Annotated in this window: 22 protein-coding genes; 14 read left to right on the top strand and 8 right to left on the bottom strand. The window is 63.9% G+C overall.

Going from position 1 to position 22,463, the window contains the following annotated elements:
- Positions 1 to 79: 79 nt before the first annotated feature.
- From rpsF to M9955_18400, 13 genes are all read left to right on the top strand, one after another.
- Positions 80 to 541, top strand: a complete 462-nt coding sequence (gene rpsF, locus M9955_18460) for a 30S ribosomal protein S6 (GenBank protein MCO5083627.1) — start codon at positions 80 to 82, stop codon at positions 539 to 541.
- Positions 541 to 789 carry a 30S ribosomal protein S18 gene (rpsR, locus tag M9955_18455; protein ID MCO5083626.1) on the top strand — a complete coding sequence of 83 codons (249 nt, stop codon included), beginning with the start codon at positions 541 to 543 and terminating at the stop codon, positions 787 to 789. Before rpsF ends, rpsR begins: the two co-directional genes overlap by 1 nt.
- A 194-nt stretch (positions 790 to 983) precedes the next feature.
- Positions 984 to 1,562 carry a 50S ribosomal protein L9 gene (gene rplI / locus M9955_18450; protein MCO5083625.1) on the top strand — a complete coding sequence of 193 codons (579 nt, stop codon included), beginning with the start codon at positions 984 to 986 and terminating at the stop codon, positions 1,560 to 1,562.
- A gap of 140 nt (positions 1,563 to 1,702) precedes the next feature.
- Positions 1,703 to 3,019, top strand: a complete 1,317-nt coding sequence (locus tag M9955_18445; protein MCO5083624.1) for a cyclopropane-fatty-acyl-phospholipid synthase family protein — start codon at positions 1,703 to 1,705, stop codon at positions 3,017 to 3,019.
- 58 nt (positions 3,020 to 3,077) lie between these two features.
- A complete protein-coding gene (locus M9955_18440) occupies positions 3,078 to 3,401 on the top strand; it encodes a YnfA family protein (protein ID MCO5083623.1) in 324 nt (107 codons plus the stop codon).
- Position 3,402: 1 nt separating this feature from the next.
- Entirely contained in the window at positions 3,403 to 4,374 is a 972-nt protein-coding gene (locus M9955_18435) for a methyltransferase type 11 (protein ID MCO5083622.1), read from the top strand.
- Positions 4,375 to 4,584: 210 nt separating this feature from the next.
- Positions 4,585 to 6,075 (top strand): replicative DNA helicase, encoded by a 1,491-nt coding sequence (locus M9955_18430; protein MCO5083621.1) that lies wholly within the window; start codon positions 4,585 to 4,587, stop codon positions 6,073 to 6,075.
- Positions 6,076 to 6,120: 45 nt separating this feature from the next.
- Entirely contained in the window at positions 6,121 to 7,521 is a 1,401-nt protein-coding gene (radA, locus tag M9955_18425; GenBank protein MCO5083620.1) for a DNA repair protein RadA, read from the top strand.
- Between the two features lie 29 nt (positions 7,522 to 7,550).
- The gene (locus tag M9955_18420; GenBank protein ID MCO5083619.1) at positions 7,551 to 8,183 is read left to right on the top strand and encodes a CvpA family protein; all 633 of its coding nucleotides are present in this window, start codon (positions 7,551 to 7,553) and stop codon (positions 8,181 to 8,183) included.
- Between the two features lie 58 nt (positions 8,184 to 8,241).
- Positions 8,242 to 9,708, top strand: a complete 1,467-nt coding sequence (gene purF / locus M9955_18415; protein MCO5083618.1) for an amidophosphoribosyltransferase — start codon at positions 8,242 to 8,244, stop codon at positions 9,706 to 9,708.
- A gap of 162 nt (positions 9,709 to 9,870) precedes the next feature.
- A complete protein-coding gene (locus M9955_18410; protein ID MCO5083617.1) occupies positions 9,871 to 10,617 on the top strand; it encodes an SDR family NAD(P)-dependent oxidoreductase in 747 nt (248 codons plus the stop codon).
- Positions 10,618 to 10,714: 97 nt separating this feature from the next.
- The gene (locus M9955_18405; protein ID MCO5083616.1) at positions 10,715 to 11,341 is read left to right on the top strand and encodes a hypothetical protein; all 627 of its coding nucleotides are present in this window, start codon (positions 10,715 to 10,717) and stop codon (positions 11,339 to 11,341) included.
- A 163-nt stretch (positions 11,342 to 11,504) separates the two neighbouring features.
- Positions 11,505 to 12,392 carry a DMT family transporter gene (locus tag M9955_18400; protein ID MCO5083615.1) on the top strand — a complete coding sequence of 296 codons (888 nt, stop codon included), beginning with the start codon at positions 11,505 to 11,507 and terminating at the stop codon, positions 12,390 to 12,392.
- A 6-nt stretch (positions 12,393 to 12,398) separates the two neighbouring features.
- Here the strand turns inward: M9955_18400 and pssA are convergent, their stop codons facing one another.
- The 5 genes from pssA to M9955_18375 form a co-directional block, all read right to left on the bottom strand.
- Positions 12,399 to 13,247, bottom strand: coding sequence for a CDP-diacylglycerol--serine O-phosphatidyltransferase (pssA, locus tag M9955_18395; GenBank protein ID MCO5083614.1), 849 nt, complete (start codon positions 13,245 to 13,247; stop codon positions 12,399 to 12,401).
- A gap of 9 nt (positions 13,248 to 13,256) precedes the next feature.
- On the bottom strand, positions 13,257 to 13,955 hold the full coding sequence (locus M9955_18390) for a phosphatidylserine decarboxylase (GenBank protein MCO5083613.1): 699 nt from the start codon (positions 13,953 to 13,955) through the stop codon (positions 13,257 to 13,259).
- Between the two features lie 101 nt (positions 13,956 to 14,056).
- A complete protein-coding gene (locus M9955_18385) occupies positions 14,057 to 15,943 on the bottom strand; it encodes an ABC transporter ATP-binding protein/permease (protein MCO5083612.1) in 1,887 nt (628 codons plus the stop codon).
- A gap of 5 nt (positions 15,944 to 15,948) precedes the next feature.
- On the bottom strand, positions 15,949 to 16,269 hold the full coding sequence (locus M9955_18380) for a metalloregulator ArsR/SmtB family transcription factor (protein MCO5083611.1): 321 nt from the start codon (positions 16,267 to 16,269) through the stop codon (positions 15,949 to 15,951).
- Positions 16,270 to 16,336: 67 nt separating this feature from the next.
- Entirely contained in the window at positions 16,337 to 18,019 is a 1,683-nt protein-coding gene (locus M9955_18375; protein ID MCO5083610.1) for a LysM peptidoglycan-binding domain-containing protein, read from the bottom strand.
- Between the two features lie 451 nt (positions 18,020 to 18,470).
- Here M9955_18375 and M9955_18370 point away from each other — a divergent pair, with 451 nt between their 5' ends.
- On the top strand, positions 18,471 to 19,082 hold the full coding sequence (locus M9955_18370) for a TIGR00730 family Rossman fold protein (GenBank protein ID MCO5083609.1): 612 nt from the start codon (positions 18,471 to 18,473) through the stop codon (positions 19,080 to 19,082).
- 25 nt (positions 19,083 to 19,107) lie between these two features.
- Here M9955_18370 and M9955_18365 read toward each other — a convergent pair whose 3' ends face one another.
- The 3 genes from M9955_18365 to cimA form a co-directional block, all read right to left on the bottom strand.
- Complete coding sequence (locus M9955_18365; GenBank protein MCO5083608.1) at positions 19,108 to 19,794, bottom strand: glutathione S-transferase; 687 nt, start codon at positions 19,792 to 19,794, stop codon at positions 19,108 to 19,110.
- Between the two features lie 8 nt (positions 19,795 to 19,802).
- A complete protein-coding gene (gene rarD / locus M9955_18360; GenBank protein MCO5083607.1) occupies positions 19,803 to 20,720 on the bottom strand; it encodes an EamA family transporter RarD in 918 nt (305 codons plus the stop codon).
- A 90-nt stretch (positions 20,721 to 20,810) separates the two neighbouring features.
- Positions 20,811 to 22,427 (bottom strand): citramalate synthase, encoded by a 1,617-nt coding sequence (cimA, locus tag M9955_18355; protein MCO5083606.1) that lies wholly within the window; start codon positions 22,425 to 22,427, stop codon positions 20,811 to 20,813.
- Positions 22,428 to 22,463: the final 36 nt, after the last annotated feature.

The raw sequence follows: 22,463 nt of genomic DNA, 5'->3' as shown, positions 1-22,463 counted from the left end.
GGCTGTGGGATAAAGAGAAGTTGCAGAGGCTTAGCCGTCGGTCCGGTAGGGAACGAAACGAAGAAAGGCAAAGAAGAGCATGGCTCTCTACGAACATGTGTTCCTTGCCCGCCAGGATCTGTCGCAGCAGCAGGTCGATGCGCTTGTGGAGACCTACAAGGGCATCATCACCGCAGGCGGCGGCTCGGTCGGCCGGGTCGAGAACTGGGGACTGAAGTCCCTCACCTATCGCGTCAAGAAGAACCGCAAGGCTTACTACACGCTCATGGACATCAACGCGCCGGCAGCGGCCGTGAAGGAAATGGAGCGCCAGCAGGGCCTCTCGGAAGACGTCCTCCGTTTCCTGACCATCAAGGTCGAGAAGCACGAGGAAGGCCCGTCGGCCATGATGCAGAAGCGCGAGGAGCGCTCGGACCGCGGCGATCGCGGCTTCGGCGACCGGGGCGACCGTCCGAGCCGCGGCTTCGGCGACCGTGACCGTGGCCCGCGCGAGGATCGCGGCCCGCGCCGCGAGCGTAGTGAAGCAGGAGCTGCCGAATAATGGTCGACATCAATCAGATCCCGACGCGCCGGCCGTTCCATCGCCGCCGCAAGACCTGCCCGTTCTCCGGCGCCAACGCTCCGAAGATCGACTACAAGGACGTCCGCCTGCTCCAGCGCTACATTTCCGAGCGCGGCAAGATCGTTCCGTCCCGCATCACGGCCGTGAGCCAGAAGAAGCAGCGCGAGCTCGCCCAGGCGATCAAGCGCGCCCGTTTCCTCGGCCTCCTGCCCTACGTGGTGAAGTAAGTTCCTTGCGGGCGGCCGCTGCCGCCCGCGACCTTCCCCGGCGGTCGGCGCCGGGGAACGGACATTAAAATCCGAGCTGGAGCCGAGGCTCCTAACTGCCGCGACAGGCAGGACAGCGAAACAGGCGGCTCCGCCGCGACGCTTCCTCCCTGTCCATCATCATCCGGCGCTCGCGCCGCAGAAAGGACAGAACAATGGAAGTCATTCTTCTCGAACGCATCTCCAGGCTTGGCCAGATGGGCGAGACCGTGAAGGTCCGCGACGGCTTCGCCCGCAACTTCCTGCTGCCGCAGGGGAAGGCGTTGCGCGCCAACGAAGCCAACAAGAAGCGCTTCGAAGGTCAGCGCGCGCAGCTCGAGGCCCGCAACCTCGAACGCAAGTCGGAAGCCGCGAAGATCGCCGAACAGCTCGACGGCAAGAGCTTCATCGTCGTGCGCACCGCCGGCGAGACCGGTCAGCTCTACGGCTCGGTGTCGACCCGCGACATCGCGGAACTGCTGACCGCAGAAGGCTTCACCGTCGCACGCAACCAGGTCGAGCTCAACCATCCGATCAAGACCATCGGCCTCACCAATGTGGCGATCGCCCTGCATCCGGAAGTCGAGGTGACCATCACGCTGAACGTGGCGCGCACCGCCGACGAAGCCGAGCGCCAGGCCAAGGGTGAGACGCTGACGACCGCCGAGGCCATCTACGGCGAGGACATCAACGAGAACGCCCGTCCGGAGAACTTTTTCGACCCGAACGCGGAAGAAGCCGACGAAACGGCGTAAGCAAAACGCATACATCGTTGCTGGACCAAAAACCCGGGCCTCGCGTCCGGGTTTTTTGTTGTTCTGGAATATTTTCTCTTGCGCTATTATGACACAGGATATCGTGTTTTCGCCTTCATAGTTTGAGTTCAGCCGCTGCCATGAACCTGTTCCTCGAACGAGTCGTACGCCGTCTGGTCAAGACCGGAACTCTCAAGATCACCGGTCCGACCGGCAAGCCACTGACCTTCGGCGACGGTTCGGGCGCTCCGGTTCACCTCCACATCAAAACCAGACATGCGGAGCGGGCGATCACACTCGACCCCAATCTCGGCCTGCCGGAAGCCTTCATGGACGAGGAACTCGATTTTCTCGAAGGCGACGTGCTGGCGCTCCTCCGTCTCGTCTACGAGAACATGGGACCGGCCGGTTACGATGCGGTGTGGACGCGCGCGGTCGAAGGGATTCGCATCGCTTTCCGCCGGCTGCAGCAGGTCAACACCCATGCGCGGTCGAAGCGCAACGTGCAGCGCCACTACGATCTCTCGGGCGAGATCTACAAGCTCTTCCTCGACGAGGACATGCAGTACTCCTGCGCCTATTTCGAGCGTCCGGACATGACGCTGGAAGAGGCGCAACTGGCGAAGAAGCGCCACATCGCGTCGAAGCTGAAGCTAAAGCCCGGCCAAACCGTGCTCGATATCGGCTCGGGCTGGGGCGGGCTCGGGCTCTATATCGCCAGATCATTCGCCGCGGACGTCCTCGGCGTCACCCTTTCGACGGAACAGCATGCGGTTTCGACGCAGCGCGTGCAGGCGGAAGGGCTGGAAGACCGCGTGCATTTCGAGATTCGCGACTATCGCGATCTCAACGAACGGTTCGACCGGATCGTTTCGGTCGGCATGTTCGAGCATGTCGGCGTGAATCACTACCGCACCTTCTTCGAAAAGTGCGCCACGCTGCTGAAGCCGGAAGGCGTGATGGTGCTCCATTCCATCGGGCGCTTCGGGGTGCCCTGCGCCACCGCCGCCTTCATCCGTAAATACATCTTCCCGGGCGGCTATATCCCCGCGCTGTCGGAAGTCTTCCCGGCGATCGAGAAGGCCGGTCTGATGACGACCGACGTCGAGATCCTGCGCCTGCACTATGCCGATACGCTGAAGCACTGGCGCGAGCGCTTCCTCGCCAACCGCGACCGCGCCAAGCAGATCTACGACGAGCGTTTCTGTCGCATGTGGGAATTCTACCTGTCCGGCTCGGAGGCGGCGTTCCGCTGGCAGGACATGATGGTCTTCCAGATCCAGCTGACCAAGAGAAACGACGTTCTCCCGGTCACGCGCGGCTATATCGAAAAGACGGAGAAGTCGCTGGCCATGCATGAGATCGCGCATGGCAAGCCGATTCCGGAGGCCGAAGAAACGCCGCCGGCCAAGTCCCTGAAGCCGACGCGCCGGAGAAAAGTCTCCGGCAAGGACTGATCGCGGACTTGCATCCGGCGCGATGGTGCCTGAAATTCCGCCAGAGGCCGGGGCTTCCATGACATATGCCATTTTCATTGCGGCCGCCGTGGCCGAAATCGCGGGCTGTTTCGCCTTCTGGGCGTGGTGGCGGCTTGGCAAGTCGATGCTCTGGCTCGTTCCCGGCGTGCTTTCGCTGATGCTGTTCGCCTGGTTGCTGACGCAGGTCCAGGTTGACGCGGCCGGACGCGCCTACGCGGCATACGGCGGCATCTATATCGTCGCATCGCTGGCATGGCTCTGGAGCGTCGAAGGGTTGCGGCCGGACCGATGGGACCTCGTCGGCGCTGCGATCTGCCTTGTCGGCGCGAGCGTGATCTTCGCCGCACCGCGCGGCTCCTGAAATGGAACTGCCTTCACTCCTGCGCGGCCGCCTAGACGATATGCTGGTCGGAATTCCGCTGGCCTCGCTCCAGTCAGCGGCGGACAGGCTGTCGACGCGGTATCGCGCCGAAACGCGCGACGGCACTCTGCATCTCGGCGTCGATCTCGCGGTCAAGGCGTATCTCGCCACGCGCTTGCCGGCGACCTACGCCGCCGTACGAACGAGCTTCGAAATGGCCAGCACGGCCTTGCCGGATTTCGCGCCGCGAACCCTGCTCGACATCGGCGCCGGTCCGGGAACCGCACTCTGGGCAACGCTGGATTGCTGGCCGTCGCTCGTGCGGGCGACAATGGTCGAGGCGAGCTCCAACGCACGTTCCGTCGGACAACAGCTGGCAGACGGCCTTGGCGTTGAAACGCAATGGTTCGACGGCGACGCGACCGGGCCGCTTACGCAGGCAGTTGCGGCCGATCTGGTCACCATGGCTTATGTACTGGACGAGCTTCCCGAAAACGCCATGTCGCCGTTGATCCGGCGCCTCTGGGCACTTGCCGGAGAATGCCTCGTCGTCATCGAACCGGGCACGCCGGCCGGCTGGAGGCGGATTCTGGCAGCTCGCGATACGTTGGTCGCCGCGGGCGCACATCTTGCCGCCCCATGCCCTCACGAGGCGCCCTGCCCGCTGACCGCGCCGGACTGGTGTCATTTCTCGCGCAAGGTCGCGCGCTCGCGGCTTCATCGAATGGTGAAGCGAGCCGACGTGCCGTGGGAGGACGAGAAATTCACCTATGTGGTGGCGAGCCGATCGCCAGCCGCGAGACGTCCGGCGCGTGTCATCGCGCCGCCGCGCGCCGGCTCCGGCCAGGTACGGCTCAAGCTCTGCCAGCCGGACGGAAGCGTCTGCGACCGTCTCTTCACCAGACGTGACGGACAATTATTCAGGGATGCCCGCCGGGCCGACTGGGGCGACGCGCTTACGGCCGCGCCCTAGTGGAACACAGCCGCCGAATCGACAGTTTGTTCTTGCTATGTTCGCAATGCGCGCTTAGAGTTTTAGGCCGCCGTCAAACGGAATCGCGCAACGGGAGATGCAGGCTGTGGACGAAACCCCCAGCCTGTGAATCACGGGCAATGCGGGCCGAAAATTAACCGGCGCACAGGTTGGTCTGTTAGCCCGGAAGGCGGGATGAACGGGTAGACGATGGCTGACGCAGCGCGGAAATTCAATGTCGCGGAGGCGCCGCTTCACAGGGAGGCGCCGAACAACATCGAGGCGGAACAGGCGCTTCTCGGCGCCATTCTCGTCAACAACGACGCATTCTACCGCGTCTCGGACTTCCTCAAGCCTTCGCATTTCTACGAGCCGCTGCACCGCCGCATTTTCGAAGTGGCGGCGGAACTTATCCGTATGGGCAAGATCGCCACGCCGATCACGCTGAAAACCTTCCTGCCAGCCGACGAGAAGCTGGGCGACATCACGGTCGCGCATTATCTCGTGCGGCTCGCGGCGGAGGCGGTCACCGTCATCAACGCGATGGATTACGGCCGCGCCATCTACGATCTGGCGACGCGCCGGGCGCTGATCACGGTCGGCGAGGACATGGTCAACATCGCCTATGACGCGCCGGTGGACATGTCGCCGCGCGACCAGATCGAAGACGCCGAGCGGCGGCTCTTCGAACTCGCCGAGACCGGCCGCTACGATGGTGGCTTCGAGAGCTTCAACGACGCGGTGAAGACCGCGGTCGACATGGCCAATGCCGCCTATATGCGCGACGGCCACCTGTCGGGCATCGCCAGCGGCTTTCGCGACCTCGACAAGCGGATGGGCGGCCTGCAGCCCTCCGACCTCATCATCATCGCCGGCCGTCCGGGCATGGGCAAGACATCGCTCGCCACCAACATGGCGTTCCATATCGCCAACGCCTACGAGCCGGCGCCGCAGGCCGACGGCACTTTCAAGGCCGCGAGCGGCGGCGTTGTCGGCTTCTTCTCGCTCGAAATGTCGTCCGAGCAGCTTGCCACCCGTATCATCTCCGAACAGACGGAAATCCCGTCGTCCAAGATCCGGCGCGGCGAGATCAACGAAGCACAGTTCGACCTGCTGGTTGGCTGCGCGCAGACCATGCAGAAGCTGCCGCTGTTCATCGATGCGACCGGCGGAATTTCCATCGCCCAGTTGGCGGCGCGTGCGCGCCGGCTGAAGCGGCAGCGCGGGCTGGACGTCATTGTCATCGACTACGTGCAGCTCATGCAGGGCTCCAGCGCGAAATCATCGCAGAACCGCGTGCAGGAAATCACCGAGATCACCACGGGTCTGAAGGCGTTGGCCAAGGAACTGGGCGTGCCGATCATCGCGCTCTCCCAGCTCTCGCGTCAGGTCGAGAGCCGCGACGACAAGCGCCCGCAGCTTTCGGACCTGCGCGAGTCGGGTTCCATCGAGCAGGACGCGGATGTGGTGCTGTTCGTCTATCGCGAGGAATACTACCTCAAGAACAAGGAGCCCAAGCCGGGTTCGGACGAATATATCAAGTGGGAAGGCGAGATGAACGACGCCCGCGGCAAGGCGGAAATCATCATCGCCAAGCAGCGCCACGGGCCGACCGGCACGGTGCCGCTCGGATTCCAGGGCGAATTCACGCGCTTCTTCGATCTGGCGGACGACAGCCATCTGCCGGAGCGATTCGAGTAGTGGGCAAGGTCGGCGCAGATTCCTCTCCCTCGGAGGGAGGGAATTTTGGCTAAGCCTCGCATCACCTTCATCTGCCAGGCCTGCGGCGCGGTCACCACGCGGTGGGCGGGCAAATGCGATTCCTGCGGCGAGTGGAACACGATCGTCGAGGAAGGCACGTCGGGCGGAGGAATCGGCGGCGGACCGGCGGGTCTCAGGTCGCCGCGCAAAGGCCGACCGGTGGCGCTGGCGAGCCTCGACGGCGCGATCGAGGATGCGCCGCGCATCGCCTCCGGCATCGCAGAACTCGATCGAGCGACGGGCGGCGGATTCGTGCGCGGCTCCGCGCTTCTCGTCGGCGGTGATCCTGGCATCGGCAAGTCGACGCTGCTGATGCAGGCGGCCGCCGCGCTAGCGCAAAAGGGGCATCGCGTCGTCTACGTTTCGGGCGAGGAAGCCGTCGCACAGGTAAGGCTGCGTGCGCAGCGGCTGGGCGCGGCCACCGCGCCCGTGGAACTCGCTGCGGAAACGAATGTCGAGGACATTCTGGCGACACTCGCGGAAGGAAAGCGGCCCGATCTGGTCATTCTCGATTCGATCCAGACGCTATGGACCGACCTTGCCGATTCGGCCCCGGGCACCGTCACGCAGGTGCGCGCGTCGGCCCAGGCGGTGATCCGCCATGCGAAATCCACAGGTTCCGCAGTCGTGCTGGTCGGCCATGTTACCAAGGAAGGCCAGATCGCTGGTCCCCGCGTGGTCGAGCACATGGTCGACGGCGTGCTGTATTTCGAGGGCGAAGGCGGCCACCACTACCGCATCCTGCGCACGGTGAAGAACCGCTTCGGGCCGACCGACGAGATCGGCGTCTTCGAAATGTCGGACAAGGGTCTTCGCGAGGTGTCCAATCCGTCCGAGCTTTTTCTGGGCGAAAGGCATGCAAAGGCCCCAGGCGCGGCGGTTTTCGCCGGCATGGAAGGGACACGGCCGGTGCTGGTGGAGATCCAGGCGCTTGTCGCACCCTCGCCGCTCGGCACGCCGCGGCGGGCGGTCGTGGGTTGGGACGGCGCGCGGCTCTCCATGGTTCTGGCGGTGCTCGAAGCCCATTGCGGGGTTCGATTCGCCACCAACGACGTCTATCTCAACGTCGCCGGCGGCTACCGCATTTCGGAGCCGGCGGCCGATCTGGCGGTGGCGGCCGCGCTGGTCTCGTCCCTCACCGGTCTTGCCCTGCCAGCCGATTGCGTCTATTTCGGCGAAATCAGCCTTTCGGGGGCGGTAAGGCCGGTAGCACACGCGCAACAGCGGCTGAAGGAGGCGGAAAAGCTGGGTTTTGGACAGGCCGTCATGCCCGCCGGGTCCGAGGAGACGGCAGGGTCGATCGTCAGCCGGTCTTTCCAGCCTTCCACTCTTTCAGACCTCGTGGCGCGGATAGCCGGCTCCCGACGCAGCCGCCCGGAAGACTGACACGAATTTGTCGGAACGAGGCCCAATTCATGCCGATCACCCTGCTTGACGGAATCCTCGTCGGCTTCACCCTGGTCTCGGCAATGTTGGCGATGGTGCGCGGTTTCTCCCGCGAAATCCTCTCTATCGCCTCCTGGGCGGCGGCGGCGGCGGCGGCTTTCTTCTTCTATCCCGCCGTCCTCCCCTATGTGCAGCCCCATATCGACAACGAACAGATCGCCATGGTCGCGTCGGCAGCGGCGGTGTTCGTCATCGCGCTGATCGTGGTGACGGTCATCACCATGAAGATCGCAGATTTCATCATCGACTCACGGGTCGGCGCGCTCGACCGCACGCTCGGCTTCCTCTACGGCGCGGCGCGCGGCATCCTGGTCGTCGCGGTAGGCCTCATGTTCTTCAACTGGTTGGTGGGAGCCAACCCTCCCGCATGGGTGACGGAAGCCAAATCGCGGCCGCTGCTGGAGAGCGTCGGCAATTATCTGCAAAGCCTGCTGCCGGAGGACCCGGAAAATTCCATCCTGAAGCGCTTCTCGCCGAGCGGCGCCGATGCCGAAGACGTGCCTGCGGAGACCGGAACCGAGCAGCCGCCGACCGAGGGCGCACCAGCCGATGGTGGCGCAGCGGCAACGCCGCCCGCCGAGCAGGCGCCGGCAAACAATTGAGCATGGCGCGTTAGCGCAAGACGCCCTATATAGCCGCTTTAGGGCGAGAGATTGAGCCATGGCAGACGCAATCGACGTGCTTTCGGCCGAAGCTGACGATCATTTCCACGACGAATGCGGTGTGTTCGGCATATTCGGGCGGCAGGATGCCGCAGCGATCGTCACGCTCGGGCTGCACGCCTTGCAGCATCGCGGCCAGGAAGCGGCGGGCATCGTTTCCTATGATGGCACGCAATTCCATGTCGAGCGCCATGTCGGTCTGATAGGCGATACCTTCACCAAGCAGACGGTGCTCGATCGCCTGCCGGGCAGCCGCGCCATCGGCCATACGCGCTACGCCACCACCGGCGGTGCGGGCCTTCGCAACATACAGCCCTTCTTCGCGGAACTGGCCGAGGGCGGCTTCGCGGTCGCGCACAACGGCAATCTGACCAACGCCATGACCGTGCAGCGCAAGCTGCAGAAGGAAGGCGCGATCTTCTCATCGACATCCGACACCGAAACGATCCTGCATCTTGTCGCGACCAGCAAGGAGCGTGATCTCAACAGCCGTTTCATCGACGCCGTGCGGCAGGTCGAGGGCGCCTTCTCCCTCGTGGCCATGACCGCCAAGAAGATGATCGGCTGCCGCGACCCGCTCGGCATCCGGCCGCTGGTGCTCGGCGACCTCGATGGCGCCTGGATTCTGGCCTCCGAGACCTGTGCGCTCGACATCATCGGAGCGCGTTTTGTGCGCGACCTTAAGCCCGGCGAGATGGTCATCGTCACTTCCAAGGGTATCGAGAGCCTGTTCCCGTTCGAGCCGGTCAAGCCGCGTTTCTGTATCTTCGAATATGTCTATTTCGCCCGTCCGGATTCATCGGTCGAAGGCCGCAACGTCTACGACGTCCGCAAGAAGATCGGCATGGAGCTCGCTCGCGACTGCCCGGTCGACGCCGACATCGTCGTGCCGGTGCCGGATTCCGGAGTGCCTGCGGCCATCGGCTATTCGCAGGAATCAGGCATACCGTTCGAGCTCGGCATTATCCGCAACCATTATGTGGGCCGCACCTTCATCCAGCCAGGTGATTCGATCCGGCATATGGGCGTGAAGCTCAAGCACAACGCCAACCGCAAGATGATCGAGGGCAAGCGCGTCGTGCTAGTCGATGATTCGATCGTGCGCGGCACCACAAGCCAGAAGATCGTGCAGATGGTCCGCGACGCCGGCGCGAAGGAAGTGCATATGCGCATCGCCTCGCCACCGACGCGCGCCTCCTGCTTCTATGGCGTCGATACGCCGGAAAAAGCCAAGCTGCTCGCCTCGCGCATGTCGGTGGAGGAGATGGCGGATTTCATTCGCGTCGATTCCCTCGGCTTCCTTGCTATTGACGGCCTCTACCGCGCGGTCGGCGAAGCCCGCCGCGACAACGAGCAGCCGCAATATTGCGACGCCTGCTTCACCGGCGAATATCCGACCCGCCTCGCCGATTTCGAGGGGTCGGACAATGTGCGCACCCTCTCGCTGCTGGCAAGCAACGGCTGACGCTTCCACTTCGCGCGAAATCATATTAGCTGCCTGTCATCCTCGCCGCTTCCGGACGTTGGAGAGGCAGCACGGGCATTGCTTCGCTCTATCCCGGCACGCCGCAAGGAAAACAGGCCGGCAAGCGCGCAAGGGCGGCAGTCATAAGGAGAAGCACGGCGAATGACCCCTCCCCCTGATCTCTCGGGCCGTATCGCCCTCGTTACAGGCGCGTCGCGCGGCATCGGCTATTTCGCCGCGAAGCATCTCGCTGAAGCCGGCGCGCATGTGATCGCCGTCGCGCGCACCGTCGGCGGCCTCGAGGAACTTGACGACGAGATCAAGGCCGGCGGCGGCGGCACGACGCTGGTGCCGCTCGACCTGACCGACATGCCGGCCATCGACCGGCTGGGAGGCGCTATTCATGACCGCTGGGGCAAGCTCGACATCATGGTCGCCAACGCGGGGGTGCTGGGCGTCATCGCGCCGATCGGCCATGTCGAGGCGAAGGTCTTCGAGAAGGTGATGACGGTCAACGTCACCGCGACCTGGCGGCTGATCCGTTCGGTCGACCCGTTGCTCAGGCTCTCGGATGCCGGCCGCGCCATCACGCTTTCGTCAGGCGCCGCACATTCGGCGCGCGCGTTCTGGGCACCCTATGCCGCCTCGAAGGCTGCAGTGGAAGCGCTCACCCGCTCGTGGGCGGAAGAGACCCAGAACATGGCGTTGCGCGTCAACGCGTTCGATCCGGGACGGACCCGCACCGCGATGCGCGCGCAGGCCATGCCCGGCGAGGACCCGAACACGCTGCCTCACCCTTCCGATGTCGCCAGAAAAATTCTCGTACTGGCAGATCCCGCTCTGACCGAGACCGGCAAGATCTATCAGGCCGCGCATGATCGTTTCGTCAGCTATCGGATGCCGGAATAAAGCAGCGCATCTCTTCGTTGAATAAGCGTCACAAGCTGTATTCGATCGTATGACGCGGTCACGGCCTGTCGGGCGGGTTCGAAAACGGAGGAGATAGATGAAATACAAGGTCATTCTGTCGGCAGCCCTGCTCGCCGCCGGACTTTCAGGCGCCGCCGCGCAGGATACGTCGATGAGTTTCTTCGTCACCAGCGCCGGTCTCGGCAAGGGTGCCGATCTCGGTGGTCTCGCGGGCGCCGACGCCCATTGCACGTCGCTGGCCGAAGCAGCCGGCGTCACCGGCAAGACATGGCACGCCTATCTGTCGACGTCAGACACAGATGCGAAAGACAGGATCGGAAGCGGCCCCTGGTACAATGCCAAGGGGGAGAAAATCGCCGATGACGTGGCATCCCTGCATGGCGAAGCAAACGGTCTGACCAAACAGACGGCGCTCAACGAAAAAGGCGAGGCCATCAACGGCCGCGGCGACACGCCGAACCGCCACGATATCCTGACTGGCACGCTGCCCGACGGGACCAGATCGGACAAGACCTGCGGCGACTGGACGATGAGCGGCGCGGAAGGCGAGGCGATCGTCGGCCATTCCGACCGCACGGGTCTGGACGATTCGGCGGCGGCCAAATCGTGGAACTCCTCTCACACCTCGCGAGGCGGCTGCAGCCAGGAGGCCCTCCAGAGCACAGGCGGCGACGGGCTCTTCTACTGCTTCGCGGCAAACTGACCTTTTGGGAGCCGCTCCGGACGGACGGCGCGGCTCTTGCTGCACCAAGGGCCGGCGGCGCTCTGCCCCAACGGGCTGGCCCAAGCTGGACATTGTCCAAATCCGAAAACCGATGTCATAGGGCGGATCTTGCGGCGCATCCGCGTCTGCAGCGGATCGTTTCATGCCAGACATCGCCAAATCCGGCACGCAGGATCGTGTCTTCACCGGCATCTGGCTGACGAGTCTCGCCTATTTCCTGTTCTCGGGCCAGGATGCGTTGATCAAGCTGCTGGTCGAGACCGTTGACGTCTGGCAGATCATGCTGGTCCGCAGCGTCGTCGTGCTTTCGGGATGCGCGCTCTATGCCGGCCCGTCGGTGTTCGCCGAATCCGCCCGCTCTCCGATCCTCATTCCCATGGTCGGGCGGAGCATCCTCATCCTCTCGGCCTGGATCTGTTTCTATACAGCGGCGAAATATTTGCAGCTCGCGGAACTCACCACGATCTATTTCGCCGCGCCGGTCATCGTCACGGTTCTGTCGATCGTCATTCTCGGCGAAAAAGTCCCGCCGATCCGATGGATAGCGGTGCTGACGGGATTTGCCGGCGTCTTCGTCGCCTGCAACCCCACCGCGCTGGGCCTTTCGTGGCCCGTCGTGATGGTGCTTGCCGCGGCGGTGTTCTGGGCGTTCTCCATCGTGCTCATCCGAAAGCTGGCGCTAAGGGAGAAAACGTCAATTCAGGTCGTGCTCAACAATGTTTTCTTCCTGGCAGTTGCAACCGTTCCGGTGCTCGGCAACTGGCACACTCCCTCGTTCGCGGAACTGGCGATGCTCGTTTCGGTCGGGCTGCTCGGCGGCATCGCCCAATATGCGATGTTCGAAGGAATGAAGCATGCCGACGCCTCGATCGTCGCCGGTTTCGAGTATGCGGCGCTGATCTGGGCGTTTCTTTTCGGCTATCTGATCTGGTCCGACGTCCCCCGGCCCGAGGTCTTCGTCGGCGCCGCGATGATCTTTGTGGCCGGCTTGTTGATGGTGATGGGCGAGCGCGCAAGGCTGCGCCGCTGACGGCTGTCAGGCCTCCTCGTCGCTGCCAGCAACATCTGCGATCGCGCTAGTCTCCTGCTCCGTCGCCTCTTCCACCCGCGCACGCCGCGAATAGGCATGCGCGCTGAAAGGCAGGAAGGCGAGATAGGCGATAGCGGAGACGGTCAGCGTCACCCAAGGATAGTTCACCAGCACCAGCACGTAGATCATCACGGCCATGATGACGAGCAGAAACGAATCGCGCGGAATGCGCTGACCCATCGTCTTGCCGGACCAGACCGGCAGACGGCTGACCATCAGCAGCGCGATGAGGATGGTGAAGATGGCGGTGCCGAGCGCATAGGCCGGACTAGGCACGACGCCGTTGAAGACGAGATAGGTCGGCAGCAGCACGAGCATGGCTCCAGCAGGGGCCGGCACGCCGACGAAATACTCGCCTTGCCAGGCGGGCCGCTCCACCAGTTCCTCGTCGAGGACATTGAACCGCGCGAGCCGCAGGCCGCAGGCGATGGTGAAGACGAGCGCCGCTATCCAGCCGAACGGACCCGTTCCGTCGAGCAGGAAGGCGTAGATGACCATTGCGGGCGCGGCGCCGAAATTGACGATGTCGGCGAGCGAATCCATCTGCGCGCCGAAGCGCGACGTCGCCTTCAGGGCGCGCGCGATGCGGCCGTCGATGCCATCGAGGAAGGCGGCGACCAGCACCATGGCGACCGCCGTTTCGAATCTGTTCTCGAAGGCCAGGCGAATGCCGGAAAGGCCCGCGCAGATCGCCAGAACGGTGATGACGTTCGGCACGAGCATGCGCAACGGAATTTCTCGGATGCGCGGTCCGCCGCGCCCGTGGGGCTCGAATGATTTGAACCGCCGCTTCATGCGTGCGCCTCAGGCGACGCGATAGAGCGGCAGCGTCGGCGTGCCATCGATGTCGGCGATGATCGTCTCGCCGCCAACGGCAGTCTGTCCCACGGCCACGCGCGGCCTCGCTCCCGCCGGAAGATAGACATCGACGCGCGAACCAAAGCGGATCAGTCCGAAGCGCTCGCCCGTGCCGATATTCTCGTTGGCGCTGGCCCAGCAGACGATCCGCCGCGCCACCAGCCCGGCGATCTGGACCACCGCGACAATGCCGTTGGGGCTTTCGATCACGAGGCCGTTGCGTTCGTTCTCTGCGCTCGCCTTGTCGAGTTCGGCGTTAAGGAATTTTCCGGCGCGGTGCTGGATGACGGTGATCCGGCCGCGGGTCGGCGAACGGTTCACGTGACAGGAGAAGACGTTCATGAAGACGGATATCCGCGTCATCTCCGCGTCCCCGAGCCCCAGTTCCTGCGGCGGCACGGCGGGGCCAACGGACGAGACCACGCCATCGGCAGGGCTGACGATCAGCCGGTCGTCGACGGGCGTGACGCGCTGCGGATCGCGGAAGAAGTAAACGCACCAGGCGGTCAGCACGAGGCCGACGAAGAAAAGATAGGGCGACATCAGCCACAGGACCAAGGTCGCGACGGCGAAAGCGGCAATGAAGGGATAGCCTTCGCGATGGATCGGCACAAAGGTCCGCTTGATTGTGTCGACGAGGCTCATCTGCTCCCACGGGCTCGGAAAGGTTGCCGTCTACTTAGGGGAAAGCAGCCGCCACGGCAACGCATGAAGCCTCGGCGTGCAAGCCCGTCCAATCACATCTTTCAGGGAACTTCGGGCGTCCGTCGCCGCACCACGACGCCCAGTTCGTCCGTTTCGCGTGCGATGCGGAGGCGCTCCTCGGCCTCGGTCGCCTCGCGCTGACGGTTCCACATGTCGGCATACAGGCCGCCCGCGGCAAGCAGATCCGCATGGCGGCCGCGCTCGGCGATGACGCCCCCCTTGAGCACGATGATCTCGTCGGCCGACACCACGGTCGAGAGGCGATGCGCGATGACAATCGTCGTACGGCCCTCGCTGACGATGTCCAGAGCTGCCTGGATCTCGCGTTCGGTGTGTGTGTCGAGCGCCGAGGTGGCCTCATCGAGGATCAGAATCGGCGGCGCCTTCAGGATGGTGCGCGCGATGGCGACACGCTGCTTCTCGCCGCCCGAGAGTTTCAGGCCGCGCTCGCCGACCATGGTGTCATAGCCTTCGGGCAATTGTTCGATGAAGATGCCGATCTGCGCCAGTTCCGCGGCCTTGCGGATCTCGGCCTCCGACGCATCCGGCCGGCCGTAGCGGATATTGTAGGCAATGGTGTCATTGAACAGCACAGTATCCTGCGGAACCATGCCGATCGAGCGGCGCAGACTGTCCTGTGTCACATCGCGCACATCCTGCCCATCGATGAGAATCGCGCCGGACTGGATGTCGTAAAAGCGGAAAAGCAGCCGCGAGATGGTGGACTTTCCGGCGCCTGACGGGCCGACGATCGCAACGGTCCTGCCGGCCGGCACCTCGAAGCTGACGCCTCGCAGGATTTCCCTGGCCGGATCGTAGGAGAAGCGCACATCGCGGAATTCCACCTTGCCGGGGCCTACCTGCAACGGTTTCGCACCCGGCCGGTCGACGACTTCCTGCTTCACGTCGAGCAGATCGAACATGTTCTCGATATCGGTGAGCCCCTGCCGGATTTCGCGGTAGATGAAGCCGATGAAGTTAAGCGGCACGGAAAGCTGCATCAACATGGCATTGACGAAGACGAAGTCGCCGATCGTGTGCGTGCCGGCCGCGACCTCGCGCGCGGAGAGCAGCATGACGGCCAGCATGCCGGCGCCGAAGATCGCCGCCTGGCCGAAATTCAGCCAGCCGAGCGACGTCCATGTCTTTGTCGCGGCGATTTCGTAGCGCGCCATCGAACGGTCGAAACGTTCAGCCTCCATCCGCTCGTTGTTGAAATACTTGACCGTCTCGAAATTGAGCAGCGAGTCGATCGCCTTCGTGTTGGCGTCGGTGTCGCTGTCGTTCATCTCGCGGCGGATGGCGATCCGCCAGTCGCTGGCCCATACGGTGAACCAGGTGTAGACCACGACCGTCGCCGCCACGACGGCCACGTAGAGCCAGCCATAGGCGACGGCGAATATGACCGCCGTCAGGGCGAATTCGAGGACCGTCGGCAGCGTATTCAGGATGGTGAAGCGGACGATCGCCTCGATGCCCTTCACACCTCTTTCGATGACGCGCGAAAGGCCTCCGGTGCGCCGCTCCAGATGGAAGCGCAGCGACAGGTCATGCATGTGCACGAACGTCCGGTAGGCGAGCTGGCGCACGGCATATTGCCCGACGCTGGCGAAGAGCGCGTCACGCAACTGGTTGAAGCCTGCCTGAACGAGACGCACGAGATTGTATGCGATCACCAGAGCAGCCGGGACGAGCAAGATCGGCGGCAAGGAGGGTAGTGAACCCGGATGACCGCTCAGCGCATCCGTCGCCCATTTGAAGAAATAAGGCACAGCGACCAGGACGAGCTTCGAGACGACAAGGTAGACCGTCGCCCAGACGACGCGCATGCGCAGGTCGGCCCGGTCCGATGGCCACATATAGGGCCACAGATTGACAAGCGTCTTCAGGGTCGAGCCGGACTCGGCCGAAACGGTCTTTTCCGACATGGCTATTACCGCTCTGGCTCGCGGCAGCAGGCGTCGGCGAATCGCGAAAGTTCCGCCGAAAGTGCTGCCATGGCGGCGCTGTTGACCTGATAGCGCGAGCGCTGTCCCTCGCTTGCGAAGTTCAGAAGGCCAGCATCGACCAGAATCCTGAGATGCTGCGAAACCGTGGATTGCGCAAGATCGAGGCAGGCCACCACATCCTTGCAGGAACAGGCTCCGCGCCCCGCCACCCGAGCGAGAATCTCGATGCGCACCGGATGGGAAAGCGCGGCGAATTTGGATGCGGCGTCGGCCGGCGGCAAGACGTCGCAACAGGAAGGCTGCATCGGCAAAAGATTCATCGTTTATCGGCGATATACGATGAATCTCTCCAATGCAACCGGCTGTTCCGGCTTATTGGGCCTTGGTCGTTGCCTGCTCGCCCATCTTGCTCATATCGGCCGCCTCACCTTCCTCGGTACGGTCCGGCACGCCGAAGACCTGACCGGGCCAGATCATGTCCGGATCACGTATCTGATCCTGATTGGCGAGGTAGATGGTGGAATACCGCACGCCGCGTCCGTAGACCCGCTTGGATATACGCCAGAGGGTGTCGCCACGGCGGATGATGACGGCGCTGTTGACGTTCTGAAGCGGCGGCGCCGTGATTTCGGCCGGCGGAGTGACCGCCGCGATCTCGGCCGGCTTCTGATCTTCAGCAGCAGGCGTCTGGTTGTCCGCCTCGGCGGCCGTCGTCGCCGGTTGCTGCTCGGCCGGAGGGTTTCCGGCAGCCGGCGGTGCGGAAACGGCAACTGTCGGCTGCTCAGATGCCGCGGGCTGGTCAGAAGCGATCGCCGGTTCGTCGGCGGCGGGCGTCTGATTTGCCGGAGGGGCGGCGGCCTCCGCGGTCGTCGCAGGCTTGTCTGCCGTCGACGCCGGAGGTTGCGTTTCAGCGCTCGCAGCCGGTGCGGAAGGTTCTGCGGCAGGCGCGGAAGCTTCGGGCGTGGGTTCGCCGGCAGCCGTCTCGACAGGCTTCGACGCGCCCTCCTCCGTTCCGGGCTGGGATGCGACAGCCGCGATGTTCTCGCCTTCTTCCCGCTCGAACGGGACGGCGGCGCGCGCCAGCACCTTGCCGTCGGACGCCATCACGTCCGCGCGCACGATATAGCTGCCGACCGGCAGATCGCGGATCGCCTCGACAAGGAAGCGGCCGGCGGCTGATGTCTTGTTTTCACCCAGAAATATCTCGTTGGCGTAGACGCGCACGATCGATCCGACGGGCGCACGGCCGGCGACAAAGACCTTGTTGCCTTCGATCTCCACCGCCTCGACGGCGACATCGATCGCCGGAAGCGCCGGCGGCGGGCTCGCAGCGGGTGCTTCAGGCTGAGGCTGGGGCTGGGCGGCGGCGACATCGGTCTCCGCCGGCTTCGGCTGTTCAGCAGAGGGTGCCGGCTGCGCCGTTTCTTCTGGCGTACCGGCTTCCGCAGCAGCGTCGCCCTCGTTCACGGCAGGCTGTTCCGCAGGCTTGGGCTGGTCCGCCGCCGCGACTTCCGCCGGCTTGGCGGGGTCAGGTTGCGGCACGGTGATGATCTCGCTCGGCTTGCCGGGTTCCTCGATCATGGCGAGAACTTGCCCATTCGCATCCTTGGGAATCGAGACGATCGCGGTCTGTGCCGACGTCAGGACGGCATTGTCCTTTCCGGTCGCCCGGATGGTGATCTGATAGTCGCCGGGCGTGAGAGGCGTATCCAGCACCACGACGAAATCTCCGGTATTTCCGGCGGTGCCGGCGCCGATGACCTTATCGTTGGTCAGAAGCTCGATCCTGGCCTCAGGCACCGCCTTGCCGGCGATCACCATGGAGCCGTCCGCCTCGACGCGCAGGAGGTCGAATGTCGGCAGTGAGGGCTCCGCCACCGGCGCGGCGGGCTGCGGCTCGGTCACGGCAGGAGGAGTCGCCTCCGGTTTCGCCTCCGCCGCGGGGGTATTCGGATCGACAGCGGCGATCTGCGTATCCTGCGGCTTGTCGTTTTCGGCGGTCGAAGGCGGAGGCGTGGCTTCCTGTTCGGCGGTCGCGGCCGGCTGCTCAGTCACTACCGGCGGTTCGGCTGGCGCTGGCTGGTTGGTTGCAGCTGGTTGATCGGTTGCTGCTGGCTGGTCAGCTACGGCGGCTGGCTGGTCAGTCGTAGCGGCAGGCGGTTCCGAAGTCGCTGCCGGCTGATCTTCAGCCGGCTTTCCGCCCGTCTCGACGCGATCCTCCTTCGGCGTCGTCTCGCCACCAGCGGCCGGTGAGCCGGCATCGGCAGGCACGTTCGCGACGGATGCAGGCGGCTGAGGATTGAGAAACGGGTCCAACGCACCCGACATATAGGCGCCGGCCGCGGCAATGGTGGTTCCACCCGCCAAGAACAGCAAAATTTTCAATGCATTGGTCATTTCCATTGCCCCTTAGCCGCCTAGCCGATCTAGCTGGTTTTTCCTGCACCGACAAGAAAAAGCCCGCTCCTCACTTGACCAGCCACACCCGCAACCCCCAATCAATTGCATGAACACGATTCACGCGATCTGCGTCTACTGCGGTTCCTCGCCCGGCCGCGACGACGTCTACGCTGCCGCAGGCCGGCAACTGGGACGTTCGATCGCAGAAGCCGGCCTGAGATTGATCTATGGCGGCGGCACCAAGGGCATCATGGGGGCGGTCGCGGAAGGCGCATGCCGCGCCGGCGGCAAGGTTACCGGCATCATTCCACATTTCCTGACCAACAAGGAGGCCACCGAAGCCGCGCTTGGCCGTCTGGACGAAGTTATCGTCACCGAGAACATGCATCAGCGCAAACACAAGATGTTTGAGAAATCAGACGCCTTTGTGGCGCTTCCCGGCGGCATTGGAACCGTCGAGGAAATCGTCGAGATCATGACCTGGGCGCAGCTCGGCCATCACCGCAAGCCCATGGTGTTCGTCAACGTGCGCAGCTTCTGGACGCCCATGCTCGACATGCTCGACCACATGCGAGCCGAAGGTTTCGTTCACACCGGACATCTGGTGCGGCCCATCGTCGTGGATGGTCCGGAGGCTGTCGTGCCTGCCGTCATGGCGGCGGCTACGGCCTCGGGCACCCCGCAGGACGGCGTCGATTCCGTGATTGAGAAGATGTAGACGGCGTATCGACTGCGCCGGCGCCCTACGCACCAGACCGAAAATCCTGCATTATGGTTCCGGCTGCGGTTATCTCGGCCTCGTGGCCGGGCTCTCGCCAGGTTTCGGCAAGTGCGGCCTCATACCATTCGCGCATCGGCGGCAGGCCCAGCAGCAAGGGCGGATATCCCTCGGCGGCCCCCTCGAAGGCCAAGCCGTAGGTCTGCGCCCGGAAGGCGACCGGCGCGTAAAACGCATCCACGGCGGTAAAATGCTCGCCGGCAAGGAACGGTCCGCCAAACCGCGCCAGTCCGTCGTTCCACAGGTCGTTCAGCCGAAAAAGATCGTGCTTCAGAGCCGTAGACCTCGGCTTCAGCTCGACCCGCACGCCGCAGCACATGCCGCAATCGTTGCGTAGCGCGCCGAAGCTGGAGTGCATCTCCGCAGCGGCGCTGCGGGCCCAGGCCCGGGCCCTGGATTCAGCCGGCCAGACGGCCGAATGACGCTCAGCGAGATATTCCGTGATGGCGAGCGTATCCCAGACCTTCCAGCCGTCGTCTTCCAGACAGGGGACGCGGCCGCTCGGCGAGAACGCCCGATAGAGCTGAAAACTGTTCTCCGAAGGAAACGGCACGATGTGCTCCTCGAACGGAATATCGAGCATGCGCATCAGGATCCACGGCCGCAGCGACCAGGACGAGTAGTTCTTGTTGGCCATGTGCAGCGTGTACATGAAGACCCTCAATTTCCCGAATTGACGGAACGGCTCGTCAGCATCGACCAGCTATAGATGATGAGCGCCAGCCAGATCAGGCCGAACGCGATGCCATGGATCATGTCGAACGGCTCGCCGAAGACGAAGACGGCAATCATCAGCACCATGGTCGGCGCCAGATACTGCATCAGCCCGAGCGTTGAGAGCCGCAACAGCTTGGCGCCGAATGCATAGAGCAGCAGCGGCGTGGCGGTTATCGGCCCGCAGGCCAGCAAGAGAGCGAAGTCTACTGGCTTCGAGGGAAGGAAATGACCCGTTCCGTTAAGCTGAATCCAGACGATATAGGCGAGACAGGGTCCGGAAAGCAGCAGCACCTCAAGAAAGAAACCCTGGCTCGGACCGATCGGCAATGTCTTGCGAAGGTAGCCATAGACGGCGAAGGTGATCGCCAGGGCCAGTGATATCCACGGAATGCCGCCCGACTCGATCGTGAGCACCAGGACCGCCAGGGTAGCCAGCGCGAGCGCCACGATCTGAGGCACCGTGAACCTTTCTCCCAGCAGGACGGCGCCCATCAGAACGCTGACGAGCGGATTGATGTAGTAGCCGAGTGCTGTGTCGACCGCGCGGTCGACCGCGATCGCCCAGGTGTAAATGGTCCAGTTGACGGTGATGATGGCTGCGGTGACGGCCGCCATGGCGAGCGTGCGCGGGGAACGCAGCGCCGCCTTGAGATCGGCCGTGCGGCCGAGCAGGAGGAGGACGACGCCGGCTATGGGGACCGACCAGAGTATGCGATGGGCCACCACCTCGAACGCGGGAATATGCGCCACCGCCTTTATGAAGATCGGTTGCAGGCCCCAGAACAGGTATGCGCCGAGCGCGAAGGCGAGGCCGCGTGTCGCCTCGCCGGATTGGGTTTCGGTCATCGTCGGGCTGCTCATGCAGGGCCGTATGATCCTTCGGGCCGGAAAGGACCATCGCAAAATTCTGATGGTCCATGCGGCTCTCGCTGATGGATCAAAACGTGCCAGTCACTCGGCTGCGATCAGGCCGGCCATCTCGCGGTTCTTCATCAGCTTGTAGACGATGGAGTCCATCAGGGCCTGAAACGACGCGTCTATGATGTTGTCGGACACGCCGACCGTGCGCCAGCGCGTACCGGTGGCGTCATGCGATTCGATCAGCACGCGCGTCACTGCCTCCGTGCCGCCATTCAGGATGCGCACCTTGTAGTCGACCAGTTCGAGGTCGGCGATTTCCGCCTGGAACTTGCCGAGATCCTTGCGCAAGGCGAGGTCGAGCGCATTGACCGGGCCGTGCCCCTCCGCAACCGACATGCGCTCCTCGCCGTCGACGACGATCTTCACGATGGCTTCGGACACCGTCTTCAGATTGCCGTTGGCGTCGAAACGGCGTTCGACCATGCAGCGGAACGATTCGACCGCGAAGAAATCCGGCACGGTGTGCAGCATTCTCCGGGCCAGCAGCTCGAAGCTCGCATCCGCGCCTTCATAGGCGTAGCCCTGCGCCTCCCGCTCCTTGACCACGGCGATCAGCGCATCGAGGCGGGAGTCGGACTTCGGCACGTCGATGCCCCGGCGATTCAACTCCGCGATGAAGTTCGCCTTGCCGCCCTGGTCGGACACCATGACCTTGCGGCGGTTGCCGACGCTTTCGGGCGGCACGTGCTCGTAGGTCTGCGGCTCCTTGAGCAGCGCGGAAGCATGGATGCCGGCCTTCGTCGCAAAAGCCGAGGCCCCGACATAAGGCGCCTGATCTTCCGGCGCGCGGTTCAAAAGCTCGTCGAAGGCACGCGACAGGCGTGAGATGCCCTTCAGCGTCTCCGCATCGATGCCAAGCTCGAAGCGCCCGGCGAAATACGGCTTCAGCGCAAGCGTCGGAATGATGGTGACGAGATTGGCGTTGCCGCAACGCTCGCCGATGCCGTTCAGCGTGCCCTGCACCTGCCGCACGCCGGCATCTATGGCGGCAAGCGAGTTCGCCACCGCCTGACCCGTGTCGTCATGGGCATGAATGCCGAGATTCGCACCGGGAATGCCGGCGGCGATCACCTTGGCGACGATCTCCCGGACTTCCACCGGCTGGGTGCCGCCATTCGTGTCGCACAGAACCACCCAGCGCGCGCCCGCGTCATAGGCGGCTTTCGCGCAGGCCAGCGCATAATCCGGGTTGGCCTTGAAGCCATCGAAGAAATGCTCGCAATCGACCATCGCTTCCTTGCCCGCGCTGACTGCCGCCTCGACCGAAGCGCGGATGGCATCGAGATTCTCCTCGTTGGTGCAACCCAGCGCCACCCGCACATGATAGTCCCAGCTCTTGGCGACGAAGCAGACGGCATCGGACGTCGCCTGCAGCAGGGCCGCGAGGCCCGGATCATTGGAGGCGGAGACGCCCGCCCGTTTCGTCATGCCAAAGGCGACGAATTTCGAGCCGTGCGTGCGCTTCTCCCTGAAGAACTCCGTGTCTGTCGGGTTGGCGCCGGGATAGCCGCCCTCGACATAATCCAGGCCGAATTCGTCCAGCATCTCGGCTATGGCGATCTTGTCGTCGACCGAAAAGTCTATGCCGGGCGTCTGCTGACCGTCCCGCAAGGTCGTGTCGAAAAGATAGAGGCGTTGCTTGGTCATAGATCCGGGATGCACATGCACCCCCTCCTGGCGGCC

It is taken from the genome of Rhizobiaceae bacterium, assembly GCA_023953845.1.
GTDB lineage: Bacteria > Pseudomonadota > Alphaproteobacteria > Rhizobiales > Rhizobiaceae > Arvimicrobium.
Note: the sequence above shows the minus strand (reverse complement) of the source record. Positions and strands in the feature narration are given on the sequence as shown.